20 protein-coding genes are annotated in these 17,580 nt (G+C 31.5%); 6 read left to right on the top strand and 14 right to left on the bottom strand.

Annotated elements, in window-relative coordinates:
- The first annotated feature begins 11 nt into the window (after positions 1–11).
- The 3 genes from GBH57_RS15660 to GBH57_RS15650 are packed head-to-tail and all read left to right on the top strand — an operon-like array spanning position 12 to position 2,045.
- Complete coding sequence (locus tag GBH57_RS15660) at positions 12–674, top strand: hypothetical protein (protein ID WP_151675444.1); 663 nt, start codon at positions 12–14, stop codon at positions 672–674.
- Complete coding sequence (locus GBH57_RS15655) at positions 623–1,411, top strand: sensor histidine kinase (protein ID WP_151675443.1); 789 nt, start codon at positions 623–625, stop codon at positions 1,409–1,411. Before GBH57_RS15660 ends, GBH57_RS15655 begins: the two co-directional genes overlap by 52 nt.
- Positions 1,404–2,045, top strand: a complete 642-nt coding sequence (locus GBH57_RS15650) for a response regulator transcription factor (RefSeq protein WP_151675442.1) — start codon at positions 1,404–1,406, stop codon at positions 2,043–2,045. Before GBH57_RS15655 ends, GBH57_RS15650 begins: the two co-directional genes overlap by 8 nt.
- A 2-nt stretch (positions 2,046–2,047) precedes the next feature.
- Here the strand turns inward: GBH57_RS15650 and GBH57_RS15645 are convergent, their stop codons facing one another.
- From GBH57_RS15645 to GBH57_RS15630, 4 genes are all read right to left on the bottom strand, one after another.
- Entirely contained in the window at positions 2,048–2,569 is a 522-nt protein-coding gene (locus GBH57_RS15645; protein WP_151675441.1) for a DUF7935 family protein, read from the bottom strand.
- Positions 2,570–2,712: 143 nt separating this feature from the next.
- The gene (locus GBH57_RS15640) at positions 2,713–3,243 is read right to left on the bottom strand and encodes a CIA30 family protein (protein WP_235904732.1); all 531 of its coding nucleotides are present in this window, start codon (positions 3,241–3,243) and stop codon (positions 2,713–2,715) included.
- Positions 3,244–3,292: 49 nt separating this feature from the next.
- Entirely contained in the window at positions 3,293–3,802 is a 510-nt protein-coding gene (locus tag GBH57_RS15635) for a DUF3124 domain-containing protein (protein ID WP_151675440.1), read from the bottom strand.
- Positions 3,803–3,995: 193 nt separating this feature from the next.
- Positions 3,996–5,273, bottom strand: a complete 1,278-nt coding sequence (locus GBH57_RS15630; protein ID WP_151675439.1) for an ammonium transporter — start codon at positions 5,271–5,273, stop codon at positions 3,996–3,998.
- Positions 5,274–5,665: 392 nt separating this feature from the next.
- Between GBH57_RS15630 and GBH57_RS15625 the strand changes: the two genes are divergently transcribed.
- On the top strand, positions 5,666–6,343 hold the full coding sequence (locus GBH57_RS15625) for a class I SAM-dependent methyltransferase (RefSeq protein WP_151675438.1): 678 nt from the start codon (positions 5,666–5,668) through the stop codon (positions 6,341–6,343).
- Between the two features lie 30 nt (positions 6,344–6,373).
- On the opposite strand, the gene GBH57_RS15620 is transcribed toward GBH57_RS15625, so the two are convergent.
- Both GBH57_RS15620 and GBH57_RS15615 read right to left on the bottom strand, forming a co-directional pair.
- Positions 6,374–7,615: a PAS domain-containing sensor histidine kinase gene (locus GBH57_RS15620; protein WP_151675437.1), complete on the bottom strand. Its 1,242-nt coding sequence runs from the start codon at positions 7,613–7,615 to the stop codon at positions 6,374–6,376.
- A gap of 120 nt (positions 7,616–7,735) precedes the next feature.
- Positions 7,736–8,326, bottom strand: a complete 591-nt coding sequence (locus tag GBH57_RS15615) for a hypothetical protein (RefSeq protein WP_151675436.1) — start codon at positions 8,324–8,326, stop codon at positions 7,736–7,738.
- 10 nt (positions 8,327–8,336) lie between these two features.
- Between GBH57_RS15615 and GBH57_RS16060 the strand changes: the two genes are divergently transcribed.
- Positions 8,337–8,495, top strand: a complete 159-nt coding sequence (locus GBH57_RS16060; protein ID WP_161596113.1) for a hypothetical protein — start codon at positions 8,337–8,339, stop codon at positions 8,493–8,495.
- A gap of 38 nt (positions 8,496–8,533) precedes the next feature.
- Here the strand turns inward: GBH57_RS16060 and GBH57_RS15610 are convergent, their stop codons facing one another.
- The 6 genes from GBH57_RS15610 to GBH57_RS15590 form a co-directional block, all read right to left on the bottom strand.
- The gene (locus GBH57_RS15610; protein WP_151675435.1) at positions 8,534–9,382 is read right to left on the bottom strand and encodes an SDR family oxidoreductase; all 849 of its coding nucleotides are present in this window, start codon (positions 9,380–9,382) and stop codon (positions 8,534–8,536) included.
- Between the two features lie 13 nt (positions 9,383–9,395).
- Positions 9,396–10,256 carry an alpha/beta fold hydrolase gene (locus GBH57_RS15605; RefSeq protein WP_151675434.1) on the bottom strand — a complete coding sequence of 287 codons (861 nt, stop codon included), beginning with the start codon at positions 10,254–10,256 and terminating at the stop codon, positions 9,396–9,398.
- Positions 10,257–10,361: 105 nt separating this feature from the next.
- Positions 10,362–10,742 (bottom strand): hypothetical protein, encoded by a 381-nt coding sequence (locus GBH57_RS15600; RefSeq protein ID WP_151675433.1) that lies wholly within the window; start codon positions 10,740–10,742, stop codon positions 10,362–10,364.
- A gap of 62 nt (positions 10,743–10,804) precedes the next feature.
- Positions 10,805–10,957, bottom strand: a complete 153-nt coding sequence (locus GBH57_RS16055; RefSeq protein ID WP_161596112.1) for a cyclic nucleotide-binding domain-containing protein — start codon at positions 10,955–10,957, stop codon at positions 10,805–10,807.
- A gap of 466 nt (positions 10,958–11,423) precedes the next feature.
- On the bottom strand, positions 11,424–12,491 hold the full coding sequence (locus tag GBH57_RS15595; RefSeq protein WP_161596111.1) for a ligand-binding sensor domain-containing protein: 1,068 nt from the start codon (positions 12,489–12,491) through the stop codon (positions 11,424–11,426).
- A gap of 18 nt (positions 12,492–12,509) precedes the next feature.
- On the bottom strand, positions 12,510–13,319 hold the full coding sequence (locus GBH57_RS15590) for an energy transducer TonB (protein WP_151675431.1): 810 nt from the start codon (positions 13,317–13,319) through the stop codon (positions 12,510–12,512).
- A 514-nt stretch (positions 13,320–13,833) separates the two neighbouring features.
- Here GBH57_RS15590 and GBH57_RS15585 point away from each other — a divergent pair.
- Positions 13,834–14,379, top strand: a complete 546-nt coding sequence (locus tag GBH57_RS15585) for a mycothiol transferase (protein WP_151675430.1) — start codon at positions 13,834–13,836, stop codon at positions 14,377–14,379.
- 278 nt (positions 14,380–14,657) lie between these two features.
- On the opposite strand, the gene GBH57_RS15580 is transcribed toward GBH57_RS15585, so the two are convergent.
- Together GBH57_RS15580 and GBH57_RS15575 are read right to left on the bottom strand one after the other, a co-directional pair.
- Positions 14,658–15,911: a hypothetical protein gene (locus tag GBH57_RS15580; protein ID WP_151675429.1), complete on the bottom strand. Its 1,254-nt coding sequence runs from the start codon at positions 15,909–15,911 to the stop codon at positions 14,658–14,660.
- 606 nt (positions 15,912–16,517) lie between these two features.
- Positions 16,518–17,348 (bottom strand): hypothetical protein, encoded by an 831-nt coding sequence (locus GBH57_RS15575; RefSeq protein WP_151675428.1) that lies wholly within the window; start codon positions 17,346–17,348, stop codon positions 16,518–16,520.
- Between the last annotated feature and the right edge of the window lie 232 nt (positions 17,349–17,580).

Raw genomic sequence — 17,580 nt, 5'->3', positions numbered from 1 at the left:
AGGATTTACTAATGGACGTGGGAAGTATCATACATATTGAACAATATATAGTGCTGTTGTTGTACTTGATTGTAGCAGTTTTATCTATAATTAAATACCCAAAACTTAAAGCTTCATTATTACGATTCTTCCCACTTTTAGCATTATTTAATTTATTGGTAGAAGGAGGAGGGTATTTATTAAATTTCGTAACAGAAAATAATACACTCCTTTATAATTTATATAATATTCCATATTTCATATTTGTATTTGCTCTCTTTAGAGAAGCTTCTGGATCAATTCAGATTAAAAAGGTGATGCGAATATTTCAAGTGGTATTGATTATTAGTTTTTTTATAGCTTGTACTCAAATGGATGTTGAAAGAGTGAATCATTATCCAGTTGTAGTTTTAGGAAATGTACTTTCAATAATTAGTATATTACTCTATTATATTGAGATTTTGCAAACTGACCGTGTTATCTATATTAAGTATGACACACTTTTTTGGATCAGTTTAGGATTTCTATTATTCTTTATTGGATCAACACCAATTGAAATCGTAAGAAATATATTTGCAAGTAAAGCCTCAGCTTACTTATCATTAGGCGCATTGCAGTATACATTAATAATAATAATGAACATATGCTTTATAGTGGGACTATTAGTAATGAAACCGAAGTTGTCACGGCAATAATTGTTGGGATTAGCTTATTAATGGCTCTTGTTATTATTACGTTACTCACTGTTTTTGTTAAAAGAAAAAACAAATTAGTATCGGAACAAGAGAGAGCAAAAGCAACTTTTGAAAAAGAACTTGCCGAAACTGAAGTGGAGATTAGAGAAGCTACATTGCGCAATATTAGTTGGGAATTACACGACAATATTGGGCAGCTATTAGCACTCGCAAAAATACAAGCTCAAACAGTTAAAGAGCATCCAGAACGTATTGATGAGGTAGTGGAAATAATAGGGACAAGTTTAAATGAACTTAGGGCTTTATCTAAATTAATTAATCCTGAGGCAATTAAAAGTCTTACTTTAGGACAAGCAATTCAATTAGAGGTTGATCGTTTTAATAGAATGAATTTTATTAATGCTTCATTAGTTGAAAAAGGCGAGACGCTAACTATTGGGCCCAAGGTCGAAATTATATTGTTTAGAATTTTACAGGAATTCTTCTCTAATACCATTAAACATTCAAAAGCTGAAACTCTTACTATTATTGTGGATTATAATAACGGCCTTCATATTTCGGCTAAAGATAATGGTATAGGATTTTCAAAAGATATAGAGGCAAGCGGAATAGGCTTGTCAAATATGCAAAACAGAGCAAAATTAATAGGAGCATCCTTAAAAATAGACTCAGTTTTAGAACAAGGAACTTGTCTAGAAATGAGTATTCCCACCCATAAAATTAAAACTCATGAGTAAAAAATACACCGTAGTAATTGTTGATGACCACACATTATTATCACAGGCTATAAGCTCATTGGTAAATGGTTTTGATCAATTTGAAACCTTATATACCTGCAAAAATGGACAGGAGTTTATCGATAAATGCAAGAATGAGGCATTTATTCCAGATTTAGTTTTAATGGATGTCAATATGCCCATCCTTAATGGAATTGAAACTACTAGACAATTAAAAAAGGAATTCCCGCAAATTAAAGTTCTAGCATTGTCTGTTGAAGAAAATGAGGAGACAATTTTAAAAATGTTGCGTGCTGGAGCTGTTGGTTATTTATTAAAAGATACTCGAAAAGATATCCTTAATAATGCATTAATAGAGGTTTTAGAAAAAGGTTTCTACCATACAAATTCAGTATCACAGTTATTAATTGGCTCTTTGCATAAAGAAGAGCAGGGTGCTTGCTTAAAGCCAAGAGAGGAAGAGTTTTTGAAACTTGCTTGTTCTGAAATGGCCTATAAAGAAATAGCAGAAACGATGTGTTTAAGCCCTAAAACAATTGAAGGTTATAGAGATTCTGTTTATGAAAAACTAGGAATTAAAAACCGAATTGGACTTGTACTCTACGCTATTAAAACGGGGTATTTTAAACCATAAAGCTAAAATAATTTTACAATTTCAGCTTTAATTAAAGTTAGTGCTTTTTGCGATGGAGTAATATTACCCATAAAATGATTTAAAATAGCTTCTCTCAACTTATCTGAAGTTTCAACTTTTTCGTTCATTGATGTTTGACGTATAAGTTGTATGGTGGCATTCTTCGACGTTTTAACAGCATTCCATGATTCAGCTGAAAGATAAATTTGTTGCGTTAAGTTATGTTCAAATTCCTTTTCAATACTGTTTATTAGTTCGGTTTCATAGTTGCTTAAATTGCTGTCTCTTGGTTTTACTCTTATTAATAAGCTATTTGGGTCAATACGTTCTAAAAATAAAGCAATACGTTCAAAGGCTTGTAAACGCAAAGGTAATGACGTGGCTTGTGCTTCTTTACTAATTAAAAAATTACGTCTGCTTTCTTCGTTTTCTGTATGTTTTTTAAAAAACAAATAAGCTATAACTCCAACAATAATAGCAGGTATTAACGAAATAAAGTAGGGTAGTAGTGTTTGGAAATCCATAAAAGAAAGTGCTTTTTTAATGATAGTTTAGTATTGTGAAATTTTAATTTTTAAATCAACTAGCTATGAAACGTGTAGAATTCCAATTTGGTATGTAATTGATGTTTATTGCGATTTTTAAATAGATACATTTATAGTACTGATTACTTTAAATATATTGAATCGATTTGTAATTCAAAATCTTCTGCTTTTTTGTTTCCAATTAAGAATACAATTTCTTCTAATTGGTTTTCAGAAAAATTAGGGATGTTAAGTGTTCTGCCTCTAAATGAAGCATACATTTTATTTAAAGGAATAGTAATTTCTTCCCAATCACCAGTGGTTTGGAATGGAAATATATAAGAGAAGTAGGCATTTTTCTCATCCTTTATTCTAAACTGATATTGTTTACCATCTCCTTTTAATTTAATATAAACAAAGGTTTTGTCTGAAATGTCTAATGTTTCAAACTGATATCTAACGGATGAAAATCCTCCATTATTTTTTAACGAAATAACTCCACTAAATACACCGTGACCTTCATTATTAAGAGTGAATGAACCATTAGATTTTCCACCCATCACTACGTCATCAACAATATTCCAATCTTGAATATCAACATTTTTCTCAAAATTAAATATAGAAATAGTATTCATTCCTGTGAGTATTAATAAAGTGATTAGTATAAGTTTCATTATCTAACAGTACTTAATTAAAGCATATTTCGGCTAAATAGTAATTTTTCTATTTTATACGTTTGCCTTCTGTAGTAAATGAAAGTCCTTGTCGTCCCATCGTAGAATTCATTATTCCTTCAAATAAAGGTTTTGAACATCCTTGCGGAATTTTCCATTCAAATATAAAATTAGAACCTGTACCACCGGCTATATCTAATTCGTCAATAATGATTTCGGTAGTTTCTAAAGGAGCTAAATAGATTGGGTCGTCAAAATACTTTCTAACAGATTTACCGTGAGTGTCATAATATTCAGCTCTAGTTAGGTAAATAGTGTCTTCATCACTTGTATTTCTAATACTAACCATTGCGGTTAGGTTGAGTGTTTTGTGTTCGGAAATACTATAAATTTGAGAGTATATTGATAAGTAAGATTTACCATATTCAAGCGAATCGCTTGCTTTAATAGTGGCTTTTCTAATTGACCAGTTTTCTGGATTTATGGAGCTCATTTCTTTTTCTTCTTTACAAGAAAAGAATACAGAAACAAGTAAAATTAATAATAGCGTTTTTTTCATTTTAGAACAATTTTAAAGGGAATATAATGACTATTTAATAAAAAACCACGTTTTAAATCTTAAATAAAAATATTGTTCTATAATTGTTTTGTAATTAGTGTATGTGGCTGGTTTTTAATTATTTGTATAAAATGTTTTATGGTAGTTTAAATACTAGCTTATAAGTAAATGCTTTAAAATTTCAGAAATTTTACTATTCTATATGCTCACCATGTTGACTTAAATCTAAGCCTTTTTCTTCTTGATCCTCTCTTACTCGCATAGTTAGTATTTTATCTACAATTACATAAAGCGCATAACTTCCACCAAAGCAAAATACAGAGACGATTATTAAGCCTAAAAGATGGTACACAAAAGTGTTAGTTTCTCCATATATTAGTCCAACTTCCGAAGCAAAAACAGCCGTTAATAACATACCTACAATTCCGCCCACACCGTGACTTGGAAAAACATCTAAGGTATCATCAATGTCAGATTTATTTTTTAAATGAATAGCCCAGTTTGATACCATTGCGGCAATAAACCCAATAAACATTGATTGACCAATATTAACAAAACCTGCAGCGGGTGTAATTGCTACTAGACCAACAACAGCACCTATACATGCACCTACGGCAGACATTTTTCTACCAAGCATTCTTTCATAAAATACCCATGTAATCATTGCTGTTGCTGAAGCGATGTTCGTGTTTGCAAAGGCTATAACAGCATCTGCATTTGCACCTAAGGCTGATCCAGAATTAAAACCAAACCAACCAAACCAAAGTAAACCTGTTCCTAAAATTACATAAGGAACATTTGTGGGGTTGTGTACAACTTCTTTTCTTTTTCCTAAAAATATAGCCCCTGCTAAAGCTGCGAAACCCGCTGACATATGTACAACAGTTCCTCCGGCGAAGTCTAGAATTCCCCAATTCCTAAAAAGGCCATCGGGATGCCAAGTCATATGTGCTAAAGGGCTGTAAATGAATATGCTAAAAAGGACCATAAATAAAATGTAGCTTCTAAAACGAACACGTCCTGCAAAACTACCTGTTATTAATGCTGGTGTTATAATCGCAAATTTTAATTGAAAAAGCGCGAAAAGTAAAAAGGGAATAGTAGATGAGAATGCTGGATTAGGTTCAGCCCCAACATTATTAAAAGCAAAGTATGTTAGAGGATTTCCTATAATACCACCTATACTATCTCCAAAAGCTAAACTAAATCCTACAATAACCCAAAGTATGCTTATTACTCCTAGTGCAATAAAACTTTGTAGCATTGTCGAAATAATATTTTTTTTACTGACCATTCCGCCATAAAAAAAAGAAAGTCCAGGAGTCATTAATAATACAAATGCACTTGCAACAATCATCCATGCGGTATCTCCTGTATCAATTGAAGATGATAGTTCTTGATAATTGCTTGCACTAAAAACGCATATTACTACTAATAATGCTAAAATGATAAAGTTCAGTTTTTTTCCCATGGTTAGTCAATCTTGTGGTTGGTTTTTTTAATCAAATTATTCCTCATTTTTTATGCACATTAGTTTAATTTTTATTGAATATGCGTGTTTAAAAATGAAATAATAAGAACAAAAATCACAAATTTTTTCAAGAGTAATATGCTAATAATAGACTAATTGAACACATTTGTGGTATCGATAAAATCTGCTTATTTAATAATGAATATGTTAATATTCAGCCTTATAAAAACCCGATATTGCATTTTTGACAATCTCTTTTTTACTTCTTAGTTTTGGTTATTAGATTTATTTTTATTCATTAATTATTGGTGAAGAAACTTTAGAATAATAAGAATTCTTTTATTGTATTTTTGTGGCCAATTACCCCAAATAGCACTTGCAAATCAAACTTTATGAAGCGTAACATAGATAACCTTAAAAAAAGTAAAAAGCCTTGGCCTACCAAGGATGCTATGGAGCAAGTTTATGAGAAACAGCTTTGGGGAACAAATGCAACACTTTTTTATTCGGGAGAAGGTTCGCATAGTTTTGAAATTGTACAACCATATATTACCTATTTAAAAACATTTTTAACTTCATTTGAAAAACCAATAGTGGTTTGCGATTTAGGTTGTGGAGATTTTAATGTAGGTAAACAATTAGTCTCATTTACAAAAAAATACATAGCAGTAGATATTGTTAATGTCCTAATCGCTCATAATAAAGTTACATTTCAGAAGGAAAATTTAACGTTTCAATGTTTAGATATTGCTGTTGATCAATTACCTGATGGAGATTGTGCTTTAGTTAGACAAGTATTGCAACATCTATCTAATGCTGAAATTTTGAACATTTTAGAAAAGCTCAAAAATTATCGATATGTAGTCCTTACTGAACATGTACCTGAAGGCGATTTTATTCCTAATGTTGATATTATTTCGGGGCAGGGGACGAGGTTAAAAAAGCATAGTGGAATCAATCTAAAGCAAGCACCTTTTAATTTAATAGTAAAGGAAGAGAAAGAGGTATTAAGTGTTATAGTGGGAGAAGGTAAGGGGAAAATAGTTACAAAGCTTTATAGCATGTTTTAAGGATAAAAATATAAGAAACAAGTTTTGTATTTATACCACAGTTTTTATTGGGAAGATGAATTTAAAATCACTTCCTTTTCCCAATGTGCTTTCAGCCCAAATGCGTCCACCAAGTTTTTCTACAAATTCTTTACAAAGTATTAAACCTAATCCAGAGCCTTGTTCATCTGCAGTACCAGGCAATGCTGAACTATTCGATAACTTGAAAAGTTGATTTATTGTTTCTTTATTCATTCCAAGTCCATTATCAGATATAGAAACCTCTACATGATCTTGATTTGAAATAACTTTTACATCTATAGTTCCACCAATGTTTGTAAATTTTATAGCATTAGAAATTAAATTTCGTAGAATACATTGTAAAATGGTTTTGTCTGTAAACAATTCAATTTCAGTTTCTGGGGAATAATTAAGTTTAATTTCCTTTGATTTAGATAAAGTTTTTTTAAGCGTTATCACTTCTTGAATCATATCTGATAAGACAATTTTTTCAGGCCTAATGCTAAGTTCATTAGTTTGAGTTTTAGCCCAATTTAAAAGGTTGTCTAATAAGGTAAGTGTATTTTGTGCAGATGTATTAATGATAGAAATATATTCCTTCGACTCATAATCATCAGTTTCGGTTAAATTTTCCATAAGTAATTCTGAAAAACCTAATATACCATAAAAAGGGCTTCTTAAATCGTGAGCTATAATTGAAAAAAGTTTGTCTTTAGTAGCATTTAGTTGTTTTAATTCTTGCTCACTTTCTACTATTTTTTCTTGAATGTTTTTACGTTTTGTAATATCCGTAGAGATTCCACAGAGTCCTATTATTTTACTTGTGTCAGTTTTATCGAATATTGGAGTTTTATTTTCTAAAAATACAAGGCGGTTACCTTCTGGGTCTTTAGATTCTACTTCGAAGCTTGTATTCTCACCAAGCTCTAGAATGCGATGATCTATTTCGGCTAATTTTTCACAAGTCTCTTTTGGGAAAAAATTAGAATCAACACTACCTTGTAGGTCTTGATCTGTACAGCCAAATAATTTGAGTGTTTTTTTATTAGCATACAAGTACTTCCTGTTACGATCCTTTATATAAATACAAGTGTCTAAGTGATCTAAAGTAGATTTTAATTGGTTGATCTGTATGCTGGCTATCTCATTATTAAGCTCCGCTTGTTTTAGATTTTCAGTGTTTTCAACTACATCTAATGTTAAAAGTTCAATTTGTTTTTTGAGATCAGAATTTTGCTTAATTAATTCTTCTATAGTAGGTTCGATAATCATTCAGGAATTTTCATCTTAATCATATAAGAGATCTTCGATATTTTTTATAAATATACGACGACCTATTTAAAAGACAAAATACTACAATTTCTCCTTTTATCTCTATGTTAGATAGATGATCTATTTTACCGTATATCTTACAAGCACTTCATTATCTAATACTACATTAGTTGACCAGATAAATTGTGCGTTGTTAGTACTGTCGTCAAAAATATCAGTAAAATTAGTGTATGATCGTTTATTGTCAACTCCTATTTCTTCATTAGTAAACTCAGTGGCATTTGGCCACGTAGTATCATCAAATTGCTCATTCTGCCAGTCTGTTGGAATTTTCCAATGTAATGCATAATATGAATTTCCATCATCTGAAGTATCTGTTGTGCAATTGGAAGATAATCTAGTAGTTCCATTTTCAGAAGTACAAGAAAGATCTTTTATGGGTGCAGTGTAAAATGTTTGTGCTTTCCAGTTCGCGTTAGTAGTCGTAAGTATTTTGTTTGATGCATCTTTAAAAACAGCAACCATTCCGCCGTCACCAGCGTGAAAAGCGTTACCTCTATTACTCTCGGTACCTAAACCACTATTTTCCTCCCAGTCCACTAGTTTCATTGCAATAGTAAATGGTTTCTGAACTTTAAAACGAACAATGTTAGAGTTGAATTCTGTGAAAGGCACATTGTCTTTACCTACTGGAATTCCATTTATATACATTTCAAAATAATTGTCTGCAAAAATATATGCTGTAATAACCTCTCCGTCAGCATCAATTTCAACAATGTCAGAACCATCTAGAGCAGCAATGGCTTCAGATGCTGAACTGTATTCAACCTTAGTACAAGGATTATATAAGTCAGATGCAAATGAAAAAGAGCGTTTTTAAGCGGACTGATTAATTCCAAATAGGAGTGAAGCTATTACTTAATCTATTTTAAATGTTTCTATCATTTCTTTAGGTGTTTTGTGAGGACGCCCAACAACTTTTTCAAAATCTGAGGCCACATCATTAGCTCCATTTCGGATACCTTCATAAATACCAGCTATTACAGTACCTATAAAATCTCCTAACTCTTTTTTTCTTTCTGTAGCATAGTTTTCAACTGAAACTGAATTATAATCAAGATTGGTTTTGTAAACCTCGTTTATATAATTTGCAAGTTGGGTTTGAGTAATTGCTTCGCCTACAAGGTTGTATGTTTCCCCATTGTGAGTAGTTACTATAGCCATTTTAGCATAAGCAACGCCTAGTTCTATTCTGCTAGTGTAAGCACATTTTCCTTCTCCAGCGCAATTTCTAATTTCACCTTCTTTTTGATAAGTGTCTATATATTCTAAATCTGGTTCAATATAAATACCATTTCTACCTATTGACCATTCAAGTCCAGAATTTTTGACGTCTATTTCTGTTTGGCGATTGGACTGTACAACAGCACTAAAGGCATTGTCTTTTTCGGCACCCACAATGCTAGTATAAACTATTTTTTTAACCCCATTTGCTTTTGCAGCTTCAATAACATTTCTATGTTGCTGAACTCTTTTTTGTGGCTCATCCATTCCAGAAAGTAATACAACTGTGTCAACTCCCATTAAAGCATCATCAAATTCTTGGCGGTTGTTATAATCGCCTTTTCTGACTTCTGTACCTAGGTGTTTTGCTTTTTCAGGTGTTCTAGCAATGCCTAAAACATGATCTGCACCTATTTCTTTGATCAACTGTTTTACTATTATTGCACCAAGTTTACCGCTTGCTGATGTAACTGCTATTTTCATATATTTCTATTTTTTAATGCTGTATTTCAAGTTGATGTATCAGATTAAGTAATTGCTCAATTATTATTTCCGAATCTTTCCAAGCTAGTTCATGTCCTATTTCTGAAATAGGAATCACTTTAATATTTTGGAACGTTTTTTTACTATACGCTAAGTTTTCAAAAGGAACAATATCATCAATATCTCCGTGAAAATGAAGTATAGGTATGTCTAGATTTTTCCAATCCTTTTCTACAAACGAAAGTTCTTCTGCGTGTACTGATTTTTCATCGCCTGCAACACGGTAAGCAGTAGGAGTTAACCACCTTGTTAATTTCCATTGTGTAAATCGTGATGCCCAAATATCTTTTTCATTTTCTGGATCAATAGCTGGCGAAATCATAACTACGGCTTTAATGTTAGGGTTTAATACACCTATTCGTGCCGCAATAGGACCACCGTAGGATGAGCCAATTACAATAATATGTTCTAATTTTTTACTATTAATTACGGCATTCATTATTTGAGCTTGTTCATCAATAGATTTTATTGCTTTTCCAAAGTTAGAATATCCATACCCAGGTCTATCAATAGCATACATATTCGCTTTACCAATAAGAGCTGGATCTGTGAGGTAACTTTCCCAAGTGGATATAGAACTTGGCGCTCCGTGAATAAAAAGTAGGTTTGTGTTTTTCCCTTCTGTCCGGATTTCTTGAATTCTAATATTAATACCAAGGCTATCAATTTGAAAATATGAAATGTCACTTTCTATTTTTAAATCGGTAAATTTTTGTTGAATTTCAATATCCGTTTTTCGCCATTGCAAAACGGTACAGGAAGTATTTAAAAAGGCTACAAATAATAAACAAAAAAGCAGATAATTTTTTTTCATAATGTTGCCTAATGTTAATTTGTAAAACCTACAGTGGTCTTTGTTTAAGGTTTAAATTGAGTGATTATTTTATATTGTTATTTAAAAGTGATTAAAATTAACTAATTATTTGGTATTAGTAGTTGATTTTTTCAACCCAATCATTTGATTTATTCCCATATATAAAACGATTAATGCAATTGTTCCGATAATTAAATTTCCTATTAATGTAATTTCAAAAGGGTTAATTATTATCAGAATTAAACTTCCTAAAACCCAAATGTAGTCTTGAATAATAATCCAATTTATGGCTAGTTTTCTTTGTTTCTTTATTTCATACCGGATAGTAATTGAAAAGTAAATTAAGGCTAAACCAATTATCCAAAAAACGGTATTATTACTAGTTCCAAATAATTTTGCAATGGGTTTATTTAATAGAATCAGTATTATACCTGATATACTTGAGAATAATGCATTGGTTTTTAAAGCTCTTTGTAAGTTATTCATTTGTTTAAAATTTTTAAGCAAATTTCTTATAACAAATTTTAATTACTCTTGACAAATGATAGTTAATTCAACTTTCTAAGTCTACTTAATGACTCTGGTGTGATACCTAGCATGGAGGATATATATTGTAGTGGAACATTCTTAAAAAGTTCTGGATCCTCATCTAGTAAACTATGAAACCTTTGTTTTGCTGTTGTGTGTAATTGAGTGAACATTTTTTTCTCCAACAAGGCAAAGGAATTTGCCAATAAAAAATTATCAAATTCTAACCACTCTGGTTCAATTCTATTTAGGTTAAAATGATTTTCTCGATTGATGACGTAAAGTTTACAATCTGTAATTGCTTGTATATTCCAATTATTACTAGTCTAAAAAACAAAACTTGAAAGAGAGGTCATGAATTTACCAGTACTACCAATCCATAAGGTTATTTCTTTTCCATCTGCAATGTCATACATTCTCATATAACCAGATTCAATAAATGCCATTTACCTACATATTTTTCCAGATTTGAGAAAGAACTCTCCTTTAGACAATTCTAAAGGATTAAAAACTGTAAGAATAGTATCAAATGAGTTTTTCTCAACAGCGATTTTACTTAAAATACAATTTTTTAATTTCTCCATTCTCTTTTAATCATTTGTATAACAGTTTTTATGTTAGGCCGTTGCAGTCTTTTTTTTATTTCCAAGGTCCGTTTGTTGTAATATTTATGGTTTCTCCATTTTGTTTAATTTTATATAAACCACCTGCACACCCTAGCCAGATATTGCCTTTTGTGTCTTCTAAAAACGTCATCGTTGATGTTGGAACTTTATAGTTTACAAATCCATTATTGGTATAATTATAAACACCGTGACTAGTTGTGCTAATCCACAAATCGCTTGAGTTGTCTTTATAAATAGTAAAAACATCACTTTCGTTTAACCCTTCAATTTCTGGAAAGTAATTGAACTTTTGACCATCATATTTGTTTAATCCACCTTTGCCAAACCGTTTATTAGCATCAGCATTATCTTTTTCTGCGACTCTTGTTGCAATCCATATATTTCCAGTTTTATCTTCTACAATTGATTGTACATTATTGGAGTTTAAACCTTCTTTTGTTGTAAAATGAATAAAGGAATTCCCATTAAATTTACTTGCCCCATAACCATCTCTTCCGAACCAAATATTTCTATTTTTATCTTCTGAAATAGTCGTTATCCAATCCTTAGTATCAGGATTAATTGTAGTTTCAATTTTTGGATAAGGAATTTGGAATTTTTCAAATTGTGTTCCATCAAATTTACAAACTCCTCCCCAAGTTCCAATCCAAAATATTCCTTTACTATCGATAAATAAATTGCTAACTAAATTGTTACAAAGACCATCTTTTTCTGAATAGTTTGTAAATGTTTTCCCGTCAAATTTTGATATTCCAGCACCTGTTCCAAACCATAAGTTGCCCAAATCATCTTCAACAACAGTTGTTACTCTATTACTTGGTAGTCCATCATTTGTAGTCAAATATTTTAATGTGTTTCCATCATATTTTGCAATGCCTTTTTCTAGTGTTCCAAACCAAATGTAGCCCTTTGAATCTTGAAATGTTTCAACCACATATTCACCTATTTGTTCGCCTTTTGGTTTTTCTTTTTCAATCGTAACTTGAACTGCCTTGTTTTTGTCCTGAGAATTACAAGACAATGGCAATACTGTCAATACTAGTAGGATAATTAGCGGGTATATAGAAAAGGAAAGTTTCATAGTCATTTTTGTATGTAATTAACAGCCTATTAATCCAAAAGAGACAACTAACTCTTGATCCACAAATTCGCCGTTTATATTCATTGCTGGCGTCCAAGAACCAGGCAAGTTTTGCATTAAGTTAATCATAGTTTCGTCTACTTTTGGGTAAAAAGAACTTCTATCTAATCTTACATTTTCTACAGCACCTTCTTTCGTCACTGTAAAGTACAATTTTGCAGCCTGTAATTTTTCAGGATCTACATCAGCTCTGACTTCTTCCGTATTCACTCTTAGATAGTCTTTAAGTGTGTCTTCACTAAATAGATAAGTGGCTTGCTTTTCTGGGACAATAGTTACATAAGGAGAAACATAATTATTTACTAATCTATTCTCATGATTGTTCATTTCTTGAAACTCTACCAGCAACATTAGGCTTGTTGAGTACTTTAATGATTGTAGTAGTTTTAATTGTGCTTCTGTAAACGTCGCACTGGTTCCTTTTTCAATAAAGTAAGACGCGAAGATCCCTTCCATAACTTGTATTGTCACAGAGTTAATTTGTTCAATTTTACTGAGTTGTTCTTCATTTAGAAAATCATCAATTGATCGTGCATTTTGTACGGTCTCTCTTTTTATGGGGCCAAAACGCGGTCCAATATCATAAATGAAACTTTCAAAAACTTTTTTATTTGGTGTTGGGTCTTTGGCCTGTGTGTTCATTGCTATCTCCTCGCTAACTGTTGGCTCAAATGTATTAACACTAAGATCTTCCTGATTTGAATTTTTACAAGATGTAAAACTCAAGACCCCTGCTATTAGGCAAAAAATTAAAAGATACTTTTTCATAGCTATTCATTTTATAATTGATGTTTGTCAAATGTACTAGAGTAGGGAGGTTTGATAGTGTGTTTTTATGTGAAAAAAGTGTCAAAAGATATCAAAATCGTGTGGACTTAGTTTTTAACTAGAGACTAATTAGAATAATACGATAGATAGATACTGCGTTTTATTTGTAGGTATTATTGTGGCTATGTTTTTTATATACACTTGTAACTACCAATTTTTAAGACCGTCCAACTTATTTCTACTGTATCTAAAGCATTAATTTTAAACATTTCTGCTTATTCTTTTAAAGAACCAATTCGGATAATTTTAGGTTTCATTTCGTCATTATATAATACCATTCGGAATTAATTTTGGTAGTCGAATTTGTACATTTTGTGAAACAAATCGAGTTAGCCTTCATCATTTAAGATCACTAGACTAAAACAAGAATAAATAGCAGATAAATGCGTTTTGGGATATGTGATATTTCAGCAAAAAGCACATTTATAATTTTTATCAATCAACAATACTATTTATGAAACTACTCTTCAAATGCTTTTTAATATGCTTAGTATTACCTGTTATTTCGACAAATGCTCAAGAGATAAACAGTACGAAAGGGTATGATACTCACATAGGCGTTATGGTTTATATGCTAGAAGATTTAAAGAGCGAAATCGTTTCATCAACAAGAGGACTCAATCAATTTGAAACGGATTTTCAGTTTGATAAGCAAGCAAATTCAATAGGGGCTATTATTCTACATTTAGCAGCTGTAGAAGTAGCATATCAGAAAACTTCATTTGGAGAGTATATGAATAATGAATATGAAAAAGAAGAACAAGAGTTACTTGAAATGAGTATTGATCTAGATACTACTAAAGAACTACTTAAAGAAAAGCCTATAAAGTATTATTTGAGTATTTATAAAAAAGTACGAAAAAACACATTGAGAGAATTAAAGAATAGAAATGATAATTGGTGGACAAAAAATAGTCATTGGGCTTGGTTTCACGTAATGGAGCACCAAGCAAATCATTACGGTCAAATTAAATTAATTAAAGCAAGGTTTCCAAAATAAAACCCCTGAGTTCCTAAGTTAATCTAAATGTCCAGAAGTTGGTTTTAGTAATTTGGCGACTTCGTAAATGTGCCAAAACATAGGGTTTAGCATTTACTTGCCCTATTTATTTTATACAGTGTTATGTGTGGTGACTCTATTCTTTATTTGGATTAATTCATCTATTCCACCATATCTCCCATCCCATAAAAATCAATGGCTTTTGCTTAAGAGGATTTGTACTCTACTCTGACCATTCCCCATTATTAGGATTTGAAAATAAAGTTTTGCTATGATGCCTAGTTAAATTCAGCTTTTAGGGCTATATTCTTCTGATTCAATATGACAATTTCAAAGTCGGATTTATCCAAAACTAATGTAACCTTCTTATCATCCGTCTCTTGTATATCATAAGGAACGGCTTTGCCGACTTTCTCACCTTTTTTGTAGGCAAGTACCAAACATGGGCACTCGATATTTTCTTCAACAAATGATAGTTCAACTTCTTTACGATCACCATACACCATCCATTGCGGACGATCATACTTTTTACTTCTTGGATGGAAAACTGCTATGTCATATCTGAACGTGCCCATAGGAGGTAAATCAAGAGAGGCTTCCTTTCGTTGCTGACCAAATAGCTCAGCAGATTCATTGACAAAAACACTAGGTCTTTCTAGATCTGTAATCTGATAATACGAGTTTTCGTAATCCCTATTACCCTTTTCGGAATAAATTGTCTGATTTATGGTTAATGGGTCGACTCCTGTAAATTCCGTCAACCTCCCTGCTATTGCCTTTCCCCAACCCATGGAATTGTTAGGCATATCTCCTTCGTACACATGATCAAAACCACAATGAATTAATATCTTTTCGTTGGGGTATCGATTTAGATAGGATTCAATATTCCGGGCTTGATTAATTTCTCTTTCCTTCCCATTTGCATGTCCACTGCTTTCGTATCCAAATATTTTGAACCCCATATCAAAGGCAGTTCTTATTAAATTGCCAAATTGAGGTTCTTGTGTAGAATATCCAGAATCAAGAATAGGATAACCATTGGCTTGCATAATTGAATCTGCTTGAGGCGTATTAAAATATCCTTCCATTCCTAAGTGCTTAAAGCCTCTTCTTTTGAGTCCTTCAAGTAGTCGAGTGGTAAAAATTCGATGTTGGGGCATTTGATGAGCTTCATTTATGATGACTACTTGGTGCTCTTCAGCTTCATTCAATATGTAATCTATTGCATCAATTGCTTTGTAGTGCCCAAAACTATCTCGTTGTTCCTGCGTAAGTCCAATTTCAATTGATTCTTTCGTATCCCAAATCTCATGCATCCTTTTTATGTTTCCGATTTTGGCAAATTCCCATGCTTTTCTATCGACAATTGTAGGAAAGGTATCCCAATATGAAGAAAAATTGTACGGCATCTCATTTGACTCTGTATCAAAATGAAAGTCAAACTCCACAAAATCTAACTTTTTCTGATCTTCATTTTTGGTATTACAGGCAATGCTCAGCAAAGAAATAGCAATAATAAATAAGTGTTTCATTAATTAGTTCTTTATGCCAGACATTCCATCGAGTCTAATTGTTTATAAAATGGAAAGCTTTTCATTATTTATATTTTCGGTGTTTTTGGTTGTTTCATCACACATAACGGTTGTGTATATGATTTGTGGCGAAATGGAATTAACTTCAATTCCGAATTACAAATCTTTTTTTAAAGTTACTCAAATTTAAAAGCTGAGCAAAAACTCGCCATAAATTATATGCTTTGTTAGCGTTTTTACTGACGCAGCCGAGTGAGTCATCCGAGTAAGTTTTCCGCAATCCAATCGGTTTAGCGATTCCATTATTTAGTTCGCGATCTAATCTGCTTTAGATAATCGGATATACATTTATGCAGCAACATTTTCGCGCGATATAAATTCAGCATTTTATTCCATCAAAATTCCTAACTGATTCCTCATAAAATACCTCCGAATTAAATCCGCAGGATTCGATTCGGAGGTATTAATGCTAACGTGTTTGTGTATGATTTCGTTGCGTGTTTAAGCACTAAAGTTAGCAAATAAATCACAGATAGAAAGTCCGCGAGGACTTTCGTAAGTAGGCTCTAACTAGCAATGAATTATACACATTGTTGGCACACGTTTTTATTCCCAAAATTCGTATTTAAAGTATCTTGGAACATATCCTCGTACACTTTTTAAAAGTCCGTTTTTATAATATTTATAGTTTAATTCATACATCCATTTTCTGTCATTCTCTTCTCCATATTCTACAACAGAGTTTATGAGATTTTCTTTTTCATCAAATGTATTTGATAAGTAATTACTAATTTCCGTTCTTTTCAAATCATTATAGTCAGAATAGCTAATTCGTTCTTTAATCAATAAAGAATCCTTATCATAATAACTCATTTCTGATTTTTTTAGTTTTGGTTGCAATGAATAGCCAAAACGTCTACTAACATAAAAACCTTTGTCATACACTTTGGTTTCTTGGTACGCAATTATAGAATCTCTTCTTTTCTTATAGATTGTTCTAAATGGCTCATAATAAAATGACTTTTGACTGATTGGGTTTTTAAAATCTCTTTGAAAATATTTAATAGCTTTTAACCTTGATATTGAGTCATATTCATATATTTTTTTGTCAACGCTATATTTATTTTCATAGTAAATTGTGGAATCTAATTCCCGTATTAAAAAACCGTTTTTATCATATTCAAAATGAATTGTATGGTTTAAACTTTTTCTTTTTCTCGTGCGTCTATTATAGGAAGCACTATATTTTTCTATTCTAATCCGATTTCCATTTTTATCGAATTCCACAATTTCAGATAGGTCTTTTGGTGAGTTCAGATATACATAAATTTTCTTCACTTTATGATTTGCATAAACACTATCAGGTTGCCATCTGTTTTCTATTTGTCCATAGCTAATGAATGAAACACAAAAGAATAATAAAACTAGTTCTTTCATTTTGATATATTTTCAGTCAAATTTAATTTCAGATTTCGCAAGTAAAAAACCATAATGAGTGAAAGAGTGTTTTCGGTTAGGTAAGAGTTTTTTCAAATGTGTGCCAACGTTAACGTATAAGAAACGTAGGGCAGTTAATAAGCACTATCGTTTCGGTTTATTACTTAGCTAAATATAAATATTTTGCTTTTATCTTTTTTATTATAAACGCCAAATTTTATATTTAGCGGAC

The organism is Patiriisocius marinus (assembly GCF_008974325.1).
In the GTDB taxonomy this organism is placed as follows: domain Bacteria; phylum Bacteroidota; class Bacteroidia; order Flavobacteriales; family Flavobacteriaceae; genus Patiriisocius; species Patiriisocius marinus.
Note: the sequence above shows the minus strand (reverse complement) of the source record. Positions and strands in the feature narration are given on the sequence as shown.